The organism is Sphingobacterium sp. UBA7631, assembly GCF_002483935.1.
Taxonomy (GTDB): domain Bacteria; phylum Bacteroidota; class Bacteroidia; order Sphingobacteriales; family Sphingobacteriaceae; genus Sphingobacterium; species Sphingobacterium multivorum.
Genome location: NZ_DLIX01000007.1, coordinates 488,690 through 504,829 on the forward strand (window position 1 = coordinate 488,690; position 16,140 = coordinate 504,829).

Here is a 16,140-nt window from a genome sequence, read left to right on the forward strand (position 1 = left end):
AAATCCGGGAACAAAAACCAATAATTTAGCGATAAGGGTGACATCAGCTAGTCGGCTTATCAATAATTGTGTCTATATTGAGGCGTAATGATATTGCATATGAAAAGCAATTTATCTAATTTTGCAAAAAAATTAAAATAATGGCAACTAACAGAACTTTTACGATGATCAAACCTGACGCAGTAGCGAACGGTCACATCGGTGCAATCTTGAACGATATCATTGCTGGTGGTTTTAAAATCATTGCAATGAAATACATCCAACTTTCTCAAGAGACAGCAGGTGCATTCTATGCAGTACACAAAGAGCGTCCTTTCTATGGTGAGTTGGTAAACTTTATGACTTCAGGTCCTATCGTTGCTGCAATCCTGGAAAAAGATAATGCTGTTGAGGATTTCCGCACATTGATCGGCGCGACTAATCCTGCTGATGCAGCTGAAGGTACAATCCGTAACAAATATGCTAAATCTATTGATGCAAACGCTATACATGGATCGGATTCAGATGAGAATGCTGCTATTGAAGGAAACTTCTTCTTCTCTCAATTTGAAAGATTCTAGTCGTTAGAAACAACATAAAAAAAGCGTTTTACAAATTGTAAAGCGCTTTTTTTATGTATTGCTTCCTTCTCTCGAGTAAAATAGAATCTTCAGTCGGTTCACCGAACTGTGGGTCCTAATGAATGCACGAAGGAGTATATTAAAAGTTTCTTTTACCGAGATACTCATCCTCCTTGGCGGTCATCTTGGCTTTATCTGCCGGCTTTTTATCCGGATAACCGCACAGATGCATTACACCATGAATGATCACCCGATGAAGCTCGTCTCGCACATCAACCTTAAATTTTTCGGCATTCTCCTGAATACGTTCCACACTGATAAAAATATCGCCGGCGATGGTGTCCTCATATTCGGAAGAATCAAAAGTAACGATATCAGTATAGGTGTCGTGATTTAAATATTGCTTATTGATTTCAAGCAAGTAAGCATCCGAGCAAAGGATAAAGCTCAATTCGCCCACACGCTTAAATCCTTCGCCTTTGATGGCATCAGCAATCCATTGACGAATCTTTCCCTTTTCTTTTAATTTGAAATCCGTATCCTCGGTAAAAAATAATATGCTCTTCATCCTTCTATTTTTTATTCATTCTTATTTTGACGTATTAGTCGCTGTGTATCTAAAAATTACGGCTATCCATGTAGCTTTGCAAAATAATCGTTGCAGACACCGTGTCAATCAGCCCTTTTTGTTGACGATCCTTCTTTTTTTTGCCACTTTGTGCGATCGCTGCAGAAGCCATTTTAGAAGTAAAACGCTCGTCTATTTCAGCGACAGCAATTGTGGGATAAGTCTTTTTCAGTTTTCGAATAAACCCGACAACATGCTGTGCGGATTCAGAGTCGGTCCCATCCAGTTGCCGTGGCTTGCCTACAACAAAAGTTTCCACCTGTTCTGTCTGTAAATAATCGGCTAAGTATGTCCAGATATCCTGCGGGTGTACCGTCGTCAATGCTGTAGCAATAATTTGCATTGGATCGGTCACCGCAACCCCTATTCGTTTTGTACCGTAATCAAAGGCCATCAATCTCATGGATATATATTTTTCACAAAAATACAAAGTAGTCCTGAGTATTACACAGGAAGATGTAATATTTCAATTGGACACTTCTTTTCAATACATGCCCTTTTCATTTTTGATCTTTTAATTCTGACTTTTTAATCAAAAAAAACTATAACTTTGATAGACTATTTAACAAAAGCAAACTAACTTGCTTTTTGGGGCAATAGATCACCGAATTCAATCCGATCATAGCGGGTCTACCGACTTACCCTATAAGTAAACGGATCAAAATAACAGCAAAAGCAACAGGGCATTGGGCTGTATGAAATCGGGCAAATAAATATGCAAACAAATGAAAAAAACACTTATTGCCAGTTTCCTTTTGGCCTTATGCTTGAATACGCATGCCCAAAGTAAATACGAGCAACACATTACTGCTCTTCGTGAAGAAAAAGCCGCTGAATTGGCGAAAGAACAATATGGCCCATTGAAATCAGATCAGGTAGCGTTTTTGGATTACTTTCCTGTAGACGCCAGTTATAAAGTCAACGCCAAAATTGAAGTCCTATTTGATGAACCGGTATTCCGGATGCCGACCTACGACGGCACAAGCAACGAATACAAACGTTATGCTATCATAACATTTACGCTTCATGGAAAAGAACATACGTTGAATGTCTACCAAAGTGTCGCATTATTTCAAAATCCTGCATACAAAAAACATTTATTTTTACCATTTTTAGATTTAACAAATGGTCAGGAAAGCTACAGTGGGGGCCGGTATATTGATTTATCCACAGACGACATTAAAGGAAACGATGTTGAGATAGACTTTAACAAAGCCTACAACCCATACTGTGCCTATAGCAACGGGTACCGTTGCCCAGTACCCCCAGTCGAGAACAATTTAGAAACAAAAATTATGGCCGGAGAAAAAGCATTTCATAAGTCAAAGAATGAAAGACCAGTCAATCTTAACGCAGGACAGGAGTTCAGTGCTGCCGACAAGAAAATCATTTTATCAGGAGATGAAAATGCAATTCTTCGCGTATTGCAAACAACAGACGATAAAGATCTGAGAGTTTTAAAAGCGACAAGCAGTGATGTCAAATACAACGACCCATTGATTGAGTCTCTTTCCAAAAGAATGTTCGCGACTGTACGTGATCCCAATCACCCCGGTGTAGGCATCGCAGCGCCACAGATCGGCATCAATAAAAATTTAATCTGGGTACAGCGATTTGACAAACCGGATCAGCCATTTGAATTCTATGTAAATCCTAAAATTCTATGGCGCTCCAAACTGAAGCGCAAAGGTGCAGAAGGCTGTCTTTCTATCCCCAACCGTAAAGAAGATGTATTACGGAGTTATGCGATCCGCCTGCAATACATCAATAAAGAAGGTAAAGTTATCGAAGAAAATATCGAGGGTTTTACTGCTGTTATTTTTCAGCACGAAACGGATCATCTTTTCGGCATTCTATTTCCAGATCGACTGGAAGAGCAAAGCAAAGAAAGCTATGCTCCGTTGAATGACAAGATTGAATTTTCGATCCACCCCACAACATTGACACCATAATTTATAGCCCCGACATCAAGGACCAAATCATAAGTATCTAAATTGTGATTTGCTAATGGAACAAAAAAGAGCCCCCATGAACGAATTCATGGGGGCTCAATATTTATTATGGAATCTACTTGAGTTAGATCAATCCTTTTTCAGCCAATAATTCCGCTACCTGAACTGCATTTGTTGCAGCACCCTTACGTAAGTTATCCGCTACTACCCACATGTTGAGCGTATTTGGCTGAGATTCATCACGACGGATGCGTCCTACAAAAACCTCATCTCTACCGTGTGCATCCTTTGGCATTGGATATTGTAGTGACGCAGGATCGTCGACAACAATACAGCCACTTTGCGCGGCTAAAGCTGCACGTACATCATTCAAATCAAAGTCATTTTCAAATTCGATATTCAATGATTCAGAGTGTCCTCCCATAACAGGAATACGCACTGTCGTTGCAGTTACTTTAATAGAATCATCACGCATGATTTTATTTGTTTCCAAAATCATCTTCATCTCCTCTTTGGTGTATCCATTTTCTTGGAAAACATCAATATGCGGAATCACGTTCAGATCAATCTGATAAGGATAAGCTTTTTCACCATCTTTTCCGGCACGTTCATCCATCAATTGGTTAACGGCCTTAACACCTGTACCTGTTACAGATTGGTAGGTAGAAACGACAACACGTTTGATTTTATATTTATCATGTAATGGCTTTAAAGCCACCACCATTTGTATAGTTGAACAATTCGGGTTTGCAATAATTTTATCTTCAGCAGATAACACATCACCATTTACTTCTGGAACAACCAACTTTTTCGTTGGATCCATACGCCATGCTGAAGAATTGTCGATCACTGTAATTCCAGCTTCTGCAAATTGAGGGGCAAATTCTTTCGAGGTATCACCGCCAGCAGAAAATAACGCAACATCAGGTTTCAAAGCAATAGCCTCAGATGGTGTAACCACCTTATACTTCTTTCCCTTGAATTCAATTTCCTTACCCTTACTACGCTCTGAAGCTACTGGAATTAATTCTGTTACTGGGAAATTTCGCGCCGCCAACACGGTTAGCATCTCAGTACCTACAAGGCCTGTTGCGCCGACTACTGCCACTTTCATTTTTGTCTGTGTTTAAATTGTGTATATTAAAATTGTTATTTGATTTTGTTTTTAGTTGATTCTCGAAGAATGAATTCTTCAAATTTAAAAAATATTCCCCAGTTCCACTATTAAAATAACAAAATATTAAGCGCTTAGCTAAAAATGTCACAACATTTAGCATTTTCCCGCCTAAATTGCTAAAATGGAATCGTTAAGTTCTTTGATTCATGCTATAAAATTAGAATTAAAGCAATTCAAAAAAAATAAAAATTTTCACCGCTTATTCAAAAAAAAAGAACAAACGATTGAAACAGTTTAAAATCTCATAAAAACAGTCCCAAGAGTCTAAAAATTAACATTTTTTCCCGACTTCCTAAAAGACCACAAAGTTGATAGATACTGAAAAGCCTTTATATTTGCATCATAAACCGCCATGGTTGAAATTTCATTTTTCATTACATGATGAAACGTAAATTATGTCAGGCTAGATCCTATCATATCGATAGGAAGAAACGAGCGAAGCGATTCATTTATATTTTTGAGCATAAACACTCATTATAGTGAAAGCAGGAGCTTCATAAAATAAAACTTACAAATGAAAGAAAGCATTATTATCATTGGTGCAAATGGCCAGATCGGCACAGAATTAGCTATCGCCTTGCGCAAAAAATTTGGTGCAGAGAATGTTGTAACCACTGACATTAGAGAACCACAGATTAAAAGCCCTGACGAAAATTTCGAAATCGCTAATGTCCTTGACAAAAATGGACTCGAGACATTATTTCAACAATATAAACCTACTCAAGTATATCTATTAGCTGCCATGCTTTCAGCTACAGGTGAAAAATACCCTGAGAAGGCTTGGGAATTGAACATGAATGGTCTGTTGAATGTGCTTGATCTAGCCGTGAGCTATAAAGTTTCAAAGATATTTTGGCCAAGCTCGATTGCTGTTTTTGGACCGCATTCTCCGAAAACAAATACCGAACAATATTGCGTAATGGATCCGAACACAATTTATGGCATCAGCAAGCTTGCAGGTGAGCGCCTTATAGAATGGTATCAAGAACACCGTGGTCTGGATATTCGCAGTGTCCGTTATCCAGGTATCATTTCTTGGAAAACAGAACCAGGGGGTGGTACAACGGATTATGCAGTCGATATTTTTTATGAAGCATTGAAAACCGGGACTTACGCCTGCTTCTTATCTGAAAACACGGCCTTACCAATGCTCTATATGGAGGATGCCATCCGTGGTACACTCGAATTAATGGATGCACCCAAAGAAAGCCTAAGCATTCGCCACAGCTATAACCTTGGTGGAATTACGTTTACTCCAAAAGAACTTGCGCAAGAAATTAAAAAAATTCTTCCTAATTTTGCAATCTCTTACATCGAGAACGATCCAAGACAACAGATTGCCGATTCATGGCCTGCTAGTCTAAACGATTCTTATGCAAGAAAAGACTGGAACTGGACGCCGGATTTTGACATCCAGAAGATGACAGTCGACATGATTGAAAATCTTAAAAACAAAATATAACAATGGGAAGAGCTTTCGAATTCAGAAAAGAGCGGAAATTCAAACGCTGGGCCAAAATGGCCGTTCAATTTACACGTTTAGGTAAAGAAATCGCTATGGCGGTTAAAGAAAGCGGCCCTCACCCTGAAACTAACTCGAGACTTCGTACAGCAATACACAATGCCAAGGCAGTAAATATGCCAAAGGATCGTATCGAAGCCGCAATCAAACGTGCTTCGGAAAAAGATTCAAAAGGTTACGAAGAATATGTATACGAAGGCTACGGCCCTCATGGCGTACCTGTATTAATTGAAACTGCAACAGATAACACCAACCGCACCGTAGGAAACATCCGTAGCTATTTCACAAAAGCAGGTGGTTCATTGGGGAAAACAGGATCATTGGATTTTATTTTCAATCGTAAATCCATTTTCCGTTTTGCTGCAACAGATGAACTGGACCTAGAAGAGCTTGAATTAGAGTTGATCGATGGAGGCTTAGAAGAATTGTACGTAGAATCTGATGAAGAAGGCAATGATATTGCTGTCGTTCAAACTTCCTTTGAAGACTTTGGTAATATGCAAAAATTACTGGAAGAAAAGGGAATTGAAGTAACATCTGCAAAATTGGAACGTATCGCATTATCGCATTCAGATATTACGGAAGAACAAGCTGCTGATGTATTGAAGATGATCGATAAAATCGAAGAAGATGACGATGTTCAAGCAGTTTACCATAACATGGCTTAAGCTATTGAACCTATAAAACTATAAAAAAGAGCGCTTGTCGCTCTTTTTTATTTAAAGCACCACCTAGCCCCGTCAGAAAAATTACTACATTTGTAATAGACAAAATCAAACTCGTACCAGAATGACTTTTGAAGAATTTTTCATAAAAAAGAAAATTGATTTAAAAGCTTTAAAAGCTGCAGATGAACCTTTATTTGAAGAGTTCAAAGCACATTATTCTGCTATGGGAGAAAAGAGTTTTGACCACAGCAAAAAGTGTTGGTTCAACAAGCTTCGAAAAAGTTTCCATTTAGCAGAGGAGGAAACTGTTATTGCAAAACCTGTTGAAAAGCAGGTTACCCCAGATGCATCATCCGAGACCTCCAGTATTCCTACGGCAAAACCAGCAGGCTTTAAACCGCGATTCAAGGCTCCTTATGCCGCTGTAAAAGATGAAGCTCAAGCAACATCCAAACAGGAAATAGCTGATTCAGCGGAATCCACTCCAGATTCAATACCGACAGGCTTCAAACCGAGGTTCAAGGCCGGAGTAACCAAAGCTCCTGACGCAGCGGCAAGCACTCCTGCATCCGAAGAAACGACCGACGAAGCGACGACGGCGGCTCCAAAACCAACGGGTTTCAAACCGAGGTTTAAAGCTGGAGTAACCAAAGCTCCTGACGCAGCGGCAAGCACTCCAGCATCCGAAGAAACGACCGACGAGGCATCGACATCGGCTCCAAAACCTACAGGATTCAAACCAAGGTTTAAAGCTGGAATAACCAAAGCAGAAACTGCTGACCAGACACCGCTGTCCGATACGAAAGACGAACTTAAGTTAGATGCGAGCATAAAGGCTGAACCTGAAAACAACAGCACAGAAACACAGGAACCTGCTGCCAGTAAACCTACGGGTTTCAAACCGAGGTTCAAAGCCGGAGTAACCAAAACAGAAACTGCTGAACAAACACAGCTGCCCGATACCAAAGAAGAAATTAAGTTAGATGCGAGCGTAAAGGCTGAACCTGAAAACAACAGCACAGAAACACAGGAACCTGCTGCCAGCAAGCCTACAGGCTTCAAACCGAGGTTTAAAGCCGGAGTAACCAAAATAGAAACTGCTGAACAAACACAGCTGCCCGATACGAAAGACGAAATTAAGTTAGATGCGAGCGTAAAGGCTGAACCTGAAAACGACAGCATAGAAACACAGGAACCTGCTGCCAGCAAGCCTACAGGCTTCAAACCGAGGTTCAAAGCTGGCATAACAAAAATTGATAAAAAGGAAGAATAATTTTCACTACATTTAGACTGATTTCTCAATTAATTTTAAAATTCCGATTAAAAACCAAAAGACCAATGTTAAAGGAAGAAAGACAAGCATTCATCATACATCAGATCAACCTACATAATAAAGTTTTATCCTCAGACCTCAGTGTTCAGCTGAATGTGTCTGAAGATACAATCAGACGCGACTTGAACGAACTTGCTGAGAATGGTAAAGTTCTAAAAGTCTATGGTGGAGCATTATCAAAATCATTTCAGTTCCCTTTTCAGGATGGAAACGTATATGCCAAGGAGGCAAAGAAAGAAATTGCCAAGAAAGCAAGCACTTTAATCTCCAATGGAATGACTGTTTTAGTCGGCGGCGGGACAACCTTAATTGAATTAGCGAGAACAATACCCGATCACCTGCAGTGTACGTTTTTTACTATAAGTCCATTAGTTGCACTAGAATTGGCCGAAAAGCCAAATCTTGAAGTCATTTTAGTTGGCGGAAAACTTTCACGCAATACAAACATTGTTTCGGGAGCCCAAGTCGCTAATGAACTGGCCGATCTTAAAGTCGATCTTTGTTTGTTGGGAACAAATTCTCTTTCCGTAGAAGATGGGGTGACCGATTCAGACTGGGAAGTGGTGCAAATCAAACGTGCGATGATTAAATGCTCAAAAAAAGTAGCTATTCTGAGCATTGCGGAAAAACTTAATTCAGTTCAAAAAATGAAAGTAGTTCCGTTACGTGATATTTCTTATTTGATTACCGATGTCAATCCAACTGACGTTTCCCTAAAAGAATTTGCGAATACAATTGCAATACTTTAATATTGCCGCTCATTTAATTTAGCATGTCATCGCAAACGAAAAATGACTCTTTAAAATCAAAAACAACAAAAGGACTGCTATGGGGTGGTATGGCCAGTATCATCCAGCAGTTTTTGGGCTTCGGCTTCGGCATCTTACTAAACCGTAAGCTAACAGCAGAAGACTATGGTTTAGTCGCTATGATCACCATCTTTTCTGTTCTCGCTTCTGCTTTTCAAGAAAGTGGATTTGTGTATGGGATTGTCAATAAAAAAGATGTTGAACATAAAGATTATAACGCGGTTTTCTGGACAAGTGTAGGGATTGGAACATTTATTTATATCGCTCTATTTTTTGCAGCTCCTCTTATCGCCTTATACTATAATCAACCAGTACTTGTAGAACTAAGCAGATTTACCTTTTTGTCCTTTTGGTTAGGTAGCTTTGGTATTGCGCACAATGCTTACCTCTTCCGGAATTTAAAAATCAAAGAAAGGGTCATCACAGGCACCTTTGCTCTGATCGCATCAAATATAGTTGGCGTTTATTTAGCCTATAAGGACTATGCCTATTGGGCATATGCGATCCAAATTGTCTCCTATAGTGGTTTCAATATGCTCGGATTCTGGTATTTTTCCAAATTCAGGCCTACTTTCCAGTTCGATCTTAAACCTATTCGTGACATTTTAGGATTTAGCAGCAAAATACTGGTCACCAACATTTTTATCAATATCAACAAAAATATATATGCAGCGATCTTAGGCCGGCATTATACCGCTGAAGAACTGGGGTATACCGTGAATCCAAATCGTTGGAGCATCATGGCCCAGAATATATTGACTAATATGGTCAATAATGTGACACAGCCTATTTTAAAAGAAATAGAAGATGATAAGGATAGACAAGTTCGGGTTTTTCGCAAACTGATTTCCTTTACAGCCTTTTTAGCCTTTCCAATGTTATTGGGTTTAACCACGGTAGCACAAGATTTTATTACTATTGCGATCACCGACAAATGGGCGCAAAGCGCCATATTTCTTCAAATATTTTGTATTGGTGCCGCATTTGATTCTGTAAGCAATGTTTTCTCTAACTTAATCATTAGCAAGGGGAAACCTGAAGTTTATATGCGGAATATCATTGTTTTTGGCCTACTCCAAATTGCCATCCTATTTTTCGGCAAATCATTAGGCCTAGAACTGCTCATTGGATTGACCTCGGCATTAAATGCCCTCTGGATATTCGTTTGGTACATATCAGCCAAACCTTATATGAACTATTCATTTCGTTATCTGCTAACAGATATTTTTGCTTATGCACTATTGGCAGCGATAAGCTGCTTAGCAGCACATTATGCCACCGCAGCCATCGCCAACCTCTATCTTCGGTTTGCAAGTACAATTGGAATTGCAGTATGCAGTTATATCATCGTAAATAGAATCTTTAAACCCAGTATTTTGTTGGAATTATACCACTATTTCCTAACAGTTATCCGAAAAAAATAGATGGCCAGGATTCTCACCATAATCGTCTCTTATAATTTTGAGCCTTGGATTCACAAGTGCTTACCCAGCTTATTGGATTCAAGCTACCCAACAGATATTTTAGTTGTAGACAACAATTCGTCAGACAACACAACACAGATCATAAAAGAAAAGTATCCATCAGTAAGACTCATAGAAAGTTCCGAAAATTTGGGTTTTGGAAAGGCCAACAACATTGGACTTGACATCGTTTTGAAAGAAAAGTATGATTATGCATTTTTGGTCAATCAGGACGCCTGGCTGGATCGGGACTGTATTGCCAACTTAGTGAAAGTCAACGCAGACAATATCGGAATTATCTCACCTATTCACTACGATGGAACCGAAACAACGCTGGACTATGGTTTTGCTGTCTATACAAAAAACGCCATCATCGAAAATTCTAATCGAATTTGCACGTTCGTCAATGCTGCATTTTGGTTTATCCCCAATCCGGTGATCCGAAAAGTCGGTGGTTTCGCACCGATCTTTTTCCATTATGGAGAAGATAAAGATTATGCCAACCGCATCAAGTACTACGGATTAATCATTGTTCTCGCTGAAGGAGCCAAAGCCTACCACGATAGGCAACAACGTAAAATAGACCGAAAGGCCTTTCTGAAAAGCGAATTTGTCTATCATTTGACAGAATATTGCAATATCAATTATACTTTTGTAAAAGCTTTTTCCATGGCAATATTGGCAAGTCTAAAGAAAATGGCGTCTTCATTTTTTAAAGGTCATGCTTTTGAAGCAAAAAGCTACTTAAACATTGCTTTTAGATTGCTGGGCAAAACAGGAGCAGTTTACCGTACCCGTGTGACCAACAAAAAAGCCTTCAACAAAATCTATTGATAAATGAACAATACTGCTCCAGTCATACTTTTTGTGTACAATCGTCCTGATCATACAATAAGAACACTCTCAGCTTTAGAAAATAATATATTAGCAGACCAGACCACGCTATACATCTATTCGGATGCTGCAAAAAACGAAAAATCTGTTCAGGCAGTTACTGAAGTACGAAAGATTATCAATAAGCAATGGAACTTTAAAGAGGTTATTGTTGTAGAAAGGACAGAAAATTGGGGTTTGGCAGCCAATGTGATCGATGGTGTTACAAAAGTGGTCAATGCCCATGGAAAGATTATTGTTTTGGAAGACGATCTGGAAACTGCGGTGTTTGCACTAGACTATTTCAATCAGGCACTGGAGCGCTATAAAGATCAAGATCGGGTTATGGAGATCAGCGGTTATGGTTATCCGTTAAAAGATTTAGATAAACTGCCGGAGACTTTCTTTTTTCGGGTCGCCAATAGTTGGGGCTGGGCAACCTGGGACCGCGCCTGGCAACATTTCAATCCCAATATTGATGAACTTGTATCGGATTTTACCGCCGACCAAATACACCAATTCAGTATCGAGGGAAAAGAAAACTTTTGGAAACAAGTGCAAGAATTTAAAGCCGGAAAGATCAACTCTTGGGCCATACGCTGGTACGCTTCTGTATTCAAAAAAAATGGTTTAGTTTTGTATCCAAGGAATTCAATGACGCAAAATATTGGTAACGATGGTTCGGGTACACATACAGCTGCAGAAGCTACGTATCAGGTTACACTAGCGGAAAGTCCTATACGGTATTTTCCGACGGAAATTTCAGAAAACAAGCAAGCTTATGAAGCCATCAAGTATTTCTACGCCCATCGGAAAGGATCTTTATTCAACCGTGGCATCCGATTCCTGAAGAAGAAAATAAATAAATTCAATACATAAAAAACATGTCTGCTCATCCTAAATTTTCGATTATAACTGTCGTTTACAACAATGTGCGTGACATAGAACACACCCTGAAATCTGTTGTCAATCAGAGCTATGGTCATATAGAGTATATTGTCATTGATGGACAATCAACCGACGGAACGTTAGAGATCATCCAAAAATACAAGGATAAAATCGCCGTCATCCTCTCCGAAAAGGATAAGGGTATCTATGATGCCATGAATAAGGGTTTAGCCTTAGCAACAGGCGATTATGTTCTTTTTTTAAATTCTGGAGACGAGATCTATGATCTGAATAGCATTGAGAACCTCGCCAAACTGAGCGATAACGCAGATATTCTTTACGGCGAAACAATCCTCGTGGACGACAACAGGAATATTATTGGTGAACGGCGGCACAAGGTTCCGGCTCATTTCGACTGGAAAAGCTTTCGCTACGGCATGAATATCTGTCATCAGGCGATCTACATCAAGCGGGAAATCGCCGAGCCATACGATCTCAATTATAAATTATGCGCTGATATTGACTGGGTTATCCGTTGTGCCAAAAAGGCAAAAAACACGGTCAATGCACAGCAATATGTTGCCCGGTATCTTGTGGGCGGGATGTCAAAACAAAGACATCAGGAATCCTTGAAAGAGCGTTTTGCGATATTCAAACGCTACTATGGAGCCATTCCCAATTTATTCAATCATGGCGTCATTGCGCTAAAAGCAGTTTGGTACCGTCTCAATTATGGAAAACCTCAAGACTAATGTTGAATCCTGAAATTTTAACCGAACTTGTTACAGTCAAGATGCCATTTGGCAAATACCAGGGATACACCTTATGTAATCTTCCTGAGCCCTATCTCGTGTGGTATAACCAAAAAGGCTTTCCAAAGGGAAAACTAGGCCAGCAGTTAGCAACACTCTATGAAATAAAGCTGAATGGCTTGGAATACCTCCTCGAACCTTTGAAGAAAAGGTGACGAGGGTCATTTTATTCCACTTATTATTTTTCGTAGCTTTGCACTAAATTTATTTTTAGCATTAAACGCCGTTTGCAGCGGTATCAATGAATATCATGACACAATATCAAACTTTGCTGTACTATTGTTACAGCCCTATCGAGGATGCCGAAAAATTCGCATCAGATCATTTAGAATTTTGTAAATCACTGGACTTAGTCGGCCGTATCATTGTAGCTGATGAAGGTCTTAATGGAACTGTTTCGGGTACTGTAGAATCCTGTAAAAGCTATATGGATGCCATTTATGCCGATGGTCGTTTCAATAAAACAGAGTTCAAAATTGACGATGTAGATGAACCATCATTCATTAAAATGCATTGCCGCTACAAAGCCGAAATTGTTCACTCTGGTTTGAGAGATCCAAAAGAAATTGACCCCAACCGTCAAACCGGTCTGCACCTTGAACCGAAGGATTTCTTAGCCATGAAAGACCAAGAGGATGTGGTTGTATTGGATGTACGCTCAAATTACGAGCACAATGTTGGTCATTTTAAAAATGCTGTTACCCTCGATATTGATAATTTCCGCGAGTTCCCCGAGAAAATCAAAGAGCTCGAACAATATAAAGGAAAAAAAATATTAACGTACTGCACAGGCGGTATCAAATGTGAGAAGGCATCTGCTCTCTTGTTAAAAGAAGGCTTCGAGGATGTTTATCAATTACATGGCGGCATTATCAAATACGGAAAGGAAGCAGGTGGTGAAGATTTTGAAGGTCAATGCTACGTCTTTGACAATCGCGTTACTGTCGATGTAAATTCTGTCAACCCATCCGTGGTATCAACTTGTTTTAACTGTGGCAAGCAAACCACCAAAATGATCAACTGCGCCAACCCAACTTGTAATGAACATTTCACACAATGTGATGAGTGCGGCTGGGAGATGGATGGATGCTGTTCGCCAGCATGTAAGGAAAATCCCAATAAACGTGAATATGACGGAACAGGATATTATGTCAAGGTACCTCAACCCGTCAATATTGACAAAATCAGCAAAAGAAAACATAAAAATTTTCCACCGAAAGTATCGGCCGAAGATTAATACAAATTGAACAAACAGAAAGCGGTCGGAAGTGTAGAACTTCCGACCGCTTCCTATTTAGGATCTGCACCATCTTAGCTTAATCCCATACTAGCTTTTTATCAAGAAAAATAATAACCGAACACAGCTTACTTGCCAAACATACCGGCGATTGAATCAAGAATATTGCCCTTTGCCTGCCCATCGTTATTTTTATCAAAAAAACTACCTGCCAATCCACCCAACATGTCGGTAACACTACCTCCCGATGCCGGCTGCTCAGTTGCTTGCGCCTGTTCTTCTTGGCTACCGCCTAAAAAAGAGCCTAATATACCACCCAACATACCGCCACCAGCATTTTGTTGTGTTCCACCACCAAGCACAGAGCCGATCAGATCACCAATCCCACCGCCGCTTGAAGCCTGCTTTTGTTGCCCTAAATATCCCATTACGATAGGAGCAAGTGTGGCCAGTACACCCGTCACTTGAGAAGAACTCAAGCCTGCTTTATCCGCTATATGCTGTGTCACGACTTCGGTATTTTGGCCGAACATATGGTTGACAATTTTATTACCGTCTTCAGAAACATTTTGCTCCGCTCCTCCCTGTCCAAATAGATCTCCAATTTTATCGAGAATCCCGCTACTGCTATGCTGGTCAATAGCCTTATCAATATTCTCCGCCTGCCCCTTGTTTTTCGCATTGTAATTCAATGCTGCAATCATCAAAGGAACTGCCGCTGCTACAATCCATTTTGCCTTGGATTCGCTGATACCAGTAATTTTTGAAATAGTCTCTATCGCTTTAGAGCCTACTCCACCTGTAACTAAATCTGTTAAGTTCATAAGTCTTCGTTTATAGTTATATAATGAAGATAACGATTTTTTTTGATGAGTTGAGATAATAGCTGATGATAAAAAAGCCCCATTGGATTACACAATCCAATGGGGCCATTTGAAAATCAATTTTTCAAATTAATAACTTTTATAAATAGCAATATCGTCCAATCCCAACCTTCCGTTATTAATCACATTGTTACTTGTCCCTAATCCAAGTTTGGTAACTCTAAAACGAACCGGCCCCTGAATATTCATTAAGAATACAGCCTGTTTTGAATTCATGCTCTCTGTCGTTGTATGCGCGTCCGAAATAGGCTCGCCTGTTTGCTTCCATGTCGTTCCTCCGTCGGTCGAGTATTCCAACTTGAACGTACACGAACGATCGGTGTAATACGAACCATACCAAAGCGTTACTTTTGAGGCCCCATTCGGCACATCAAAATTCATTTGCACATAACCATCAACACTTAAGTTCTGCTGCATACGGATGGCATTTTTTCCAGAAACGATACGATCACGACCAGCAGTTGTTCCTAGAATAGCCTGATACAGGTTCCATTGCCCCGTTGGAAAGGAGACCGCGTTTTTATCCTTCATATCATAGCTACCTTTCACACTCGCATCTACAGCATCAAAAGTTTCAGGCCAACCTGCATATAACTTACCGCTGGCATAAGCCATATCAGCATAACTCTGCATCCTAACTTGTAGCTTTTCGCCCTCCTTGAATGCAATTCCTCTGAATGATGCACTTGGAGCGATGGACTCCCCAGCAAATGTCGCATTATCTTGTGTATGCAATATAATCTCATTTTTATCACCATCCATTAAGATTTTATCTCCTTTCAACGCTGTCCCAGCTGCGGGTTCAGGTTCAACATCGGCTGTAATATCGATATAGGTTGATTCAAACTCATCAAACTTCGACTTTAGACTGGAAACAGCAACAGGTAATGGGGCAATAGTATTACCAGATGAGTAGACTTTAAGCTGTTGATTATTATCGACTGAAAGAACTAATAAGCCATCTTTTTTAATCAGTTTTGAACCGCTAATATTGATCTGAACCGAATCTCCAAATTTAAATTCAGACGCATTGGGTACCTGAACTAATATTCCACGGCGTTGATTTCGCCAAATATTCTGTACAGCAAGTGTATTTTCTGGTAAATTCTTATTTTCCGCATGCGAAACGACCACTGCTTTGATATGTTCTGCCCCTTGTAGCGAAGACGCATTAAGCTGTAAATCGGCATTTTTATATAGACTGCGTAGCGCATACAACGATATTTCAGGATTTAGCGTCCCTATCGATTCATTGACGTTGTCTTTGATACAGCCGGACAGCAATGCTGACATCGCCAACATACTGCATAGTATTGATTTTAACTTTTTCATTG

General features: G+C 39.8%; 17 protein-coding genes. 12 read left to right on the forward strand and 5 right to left on the reverse strand.

All coding sequences use genetic code 11. From position 1 onward, the window contains the following. Positions 1 to 140 precede the first annotated feature (140 nt). A complete protein-coding gene (locus B3P16_RS13945) occupies positions 141 to 560 on the forward strand; it encodes a nucleoside-diphosphate kinase (RefSeq protein ID WP_046672716.1) in 420 nt (139 codons plus the stop codon). Positions 561 to 699: 139 nt separating this feature from the next. Here B3P16_RS13945 and ybeY read toward each other — a convergent pair whose 3' ends face one another. Then, on the reverse strand, positions 700 to 1,128 hold the full coding sequence (gene ybeY / locus B3P16_RS13950) for an rRNA maturation RNase YbeY (protein ID WP_070561407.1): 429 nt from the start codon (positions 1,126 to 1,128) through the stop codon (positions 700 to 702). A gap of 49 nt (positions 1,129 to 1,177) precedes the next feature. Next, positions 1,178 to 1,591 (reverse strand): Holliday junction resolvase RuvX, encoded by a 414-nt coding sequence (gene ruvX, locus B3P16_RS13955; RefSeq protein ID WP_070561409.1) that lies wholly within the window; start codon positions 1,589 to 1,591, stop codon positions 1,178 to 1,180. 322 nt (positions 1,592 to 1,913) lie between these two features. Between ruvX and def the strand changes: the two genes are divergently transcribed. After that, positions 1,914 to 3,140: a peptide deformylase gene (gene def, locus B3P16_RS13960; RefSeq protein WP_286769196.1), complete on the forward strand. Its 1,227-nt coding sequence runs from the start codon at positions 1,914 to 1,916 to the stop codon at positions 3,138 to 3,140. 124 nt (positions 3,141 to 3,264) lie between these two features. Here the strand turns inward: def and B3P16_RS13965 are convergent, their stop codons facing one another. Beyond that, positions 3,265 to 4,254 (reverse strand): aspartate-semialdehyde dehydrogenase, encoded by a 990-nt coding sequence (locus tag B3P16_RS13965; RefSeq protein ID WP_046671587.1) that lies wholly within the window; start codon positions 4,252 to 4,254, stop codon positions 3,265 to 3,267. A gap of 577 nt (positions 4,255 to 4,831) precedes the next feature. On the opposite strand from B3P16_RS13965, the gene B3P16_RS13970 reads away from it, so the two are divergent. From B3P16_RS13970 to B3P16_RS14015, 10 genes are all read left to right on the forward strand, one after another. After that, positions 4,832 to 5,779 (forward strand): NAD-dependent epimerase/dehydratase family protein, encoded by a 948-nt coding sequence (locus tag B3P16_RS13970; protein ID WP_286843326.1) that lies wholly within the window; start codon positions 4,832 to 4,834, stop codon positions 5,777 to 5,779. 2 nt (positions 5,780 to 5,781) lie between these two features. Beyond that, complete coding sequence (locus B3P16_RS13975; protein ID WP_046671585.1) at positions 5,782 to 6,507, forward strand: YebC/PmpR family DNA-binding transcriptional regulator; 726 nt, start codon at positions 5,782 to 5,784, stop codon at positions 6,505 to 6,507. Between the two features lie 121 nt (positions 6,508 to 6,628). Beyond that, on the forward strand, positions 6,629 to 7,780 hold the full coding sequence (locus B3P16_RS13980) for a hypothetical protein (protein ID WP_286843328.1): 1,152 nt from the start codon (positions 6,629 to 6,631) through the stop codon (positions 7,778 to 7,780). A gap of 65 nt (positions 7,781 to 7,845) precedes the next feature. After that, positions 7,846 to 8,589, forward strand: a complete 744-nt coding sequence (locus B3P16_RS13985) for a DeoR/GlpR family DNA-binding transcription regulator (RefSeq protein WP_046673148.1) — start codon at positions 7,846 to 7,848, stop codon at positions 8,587 to 8,589. 23 nt (positions 8,590 to 8,612) lie between these two features. Next, the gene (locus B3P16_RS13990; protein WP_286843330.1) at positions 8,613 to 10,073 is read left to right on the forward strand and encodes a lipopolysaccharide biosynthesis protein; all 1,461 of its coding nucleotides are present in this window, start codon (positions 8,613 to 8,615) and stop codon (positions 10,071 to 10,073) included. Next, positions 10,074 to 10,946 carry a glycosyltransferase family 2 protein gene (locus B3P16_RS13995; protein ID WP_286843331.1) on the forward strand — a complete coding sequence of 291 codons (873 nt, stop codon included), beginning with the start codon at positions 10,074 to 10,076 and terminating at the stop codon, positions 10,944 to 10,946. Between the two features lie 3 nt (positions 10,947 to 10,949). Further along, on the forward strand, positions 10,950 to 11,864 hold the full coding sequence (locus B3P16_RS14000; RefSeq protein WP_201640001.1) for a glycosyltransferase: 915 nt from the start codon (positions 10,950 to 10,952) through the stop codon (positions 11,862 to 11,864). A gap of 5 nt (positions 11,865 to 11,869) precedes the next feature. Beyond that, positions 11,870 to 12,625, forward strand: coding sequence for a glycosyltransferase family 2 protein (locus B3P16_RS14005; protein ID WP_286843332.1), 756 nt, complete (start codon positions 11,870 to 11,872; stop codon positions 12,623 to 12,625). After that, complete coding sequence (locus tag B3P16_RS14010; RefSeq protein WP_046673143.1) at positions 12,625 to 12,840, forward strand: DUF3820 family protein; 216 nt, start codon at positions 12,625 to 12,627, stop codon at positions 12,838 to 12,840. Before B3P16_RS14005 ends, B3P16_RS14010 begins: the two co-directional genes overlap by 1 nt. A 95-nt stretch (positions 12,841 to 12,935) precedes the next feature. After that, the gene (locus B3P16_RS14015; protein WP_286843334.1) at positions 12,936 to 13,922 is read left to right on the forward strand and encodes a rhodanese-related sulfurtransferase; all 987 of its coding nucleotides are present in this window, start codon (positions 12,936 to 12,938) and stop codon (positions 13,920 to 13,922) included. A gap of 128 nt (positions 13,923 to 14,050) precedes the next feature. Here the strand turns inward: B3P16_RS14015 and B3P16_RS14020 are convergent, their stop codons facing one another. Together B3P16_RS14020 and B3P16_RS14025 are read right to left on the reverse strand one after the other, a co-directional pair. Continuing rightward, a complete protein-coding gene (locus B3P16_RS14020; protein WP_286752789.1) occupies positions 14,051 to 14,746 on the reverse strand; it encodes a DUF937 domain-containing protein in 696 nt (231 codons plus the stop codon). A gap of 129 nt (positions 14,747 to 14,875) precedes the next feature. Further along, a complete protein-coding gene (locus B3P16_RS14025) occupies positions 14,876 to 16,138 on the reverse strand; it encodes a DUF5689 domain-containing protein (protein ID WP_286769203.1) in 1,263 nt (420 codons plus the stop codon). Between the last annotated feature and the right edge of the window lie 2 nt (positions 16,139 to 16,140).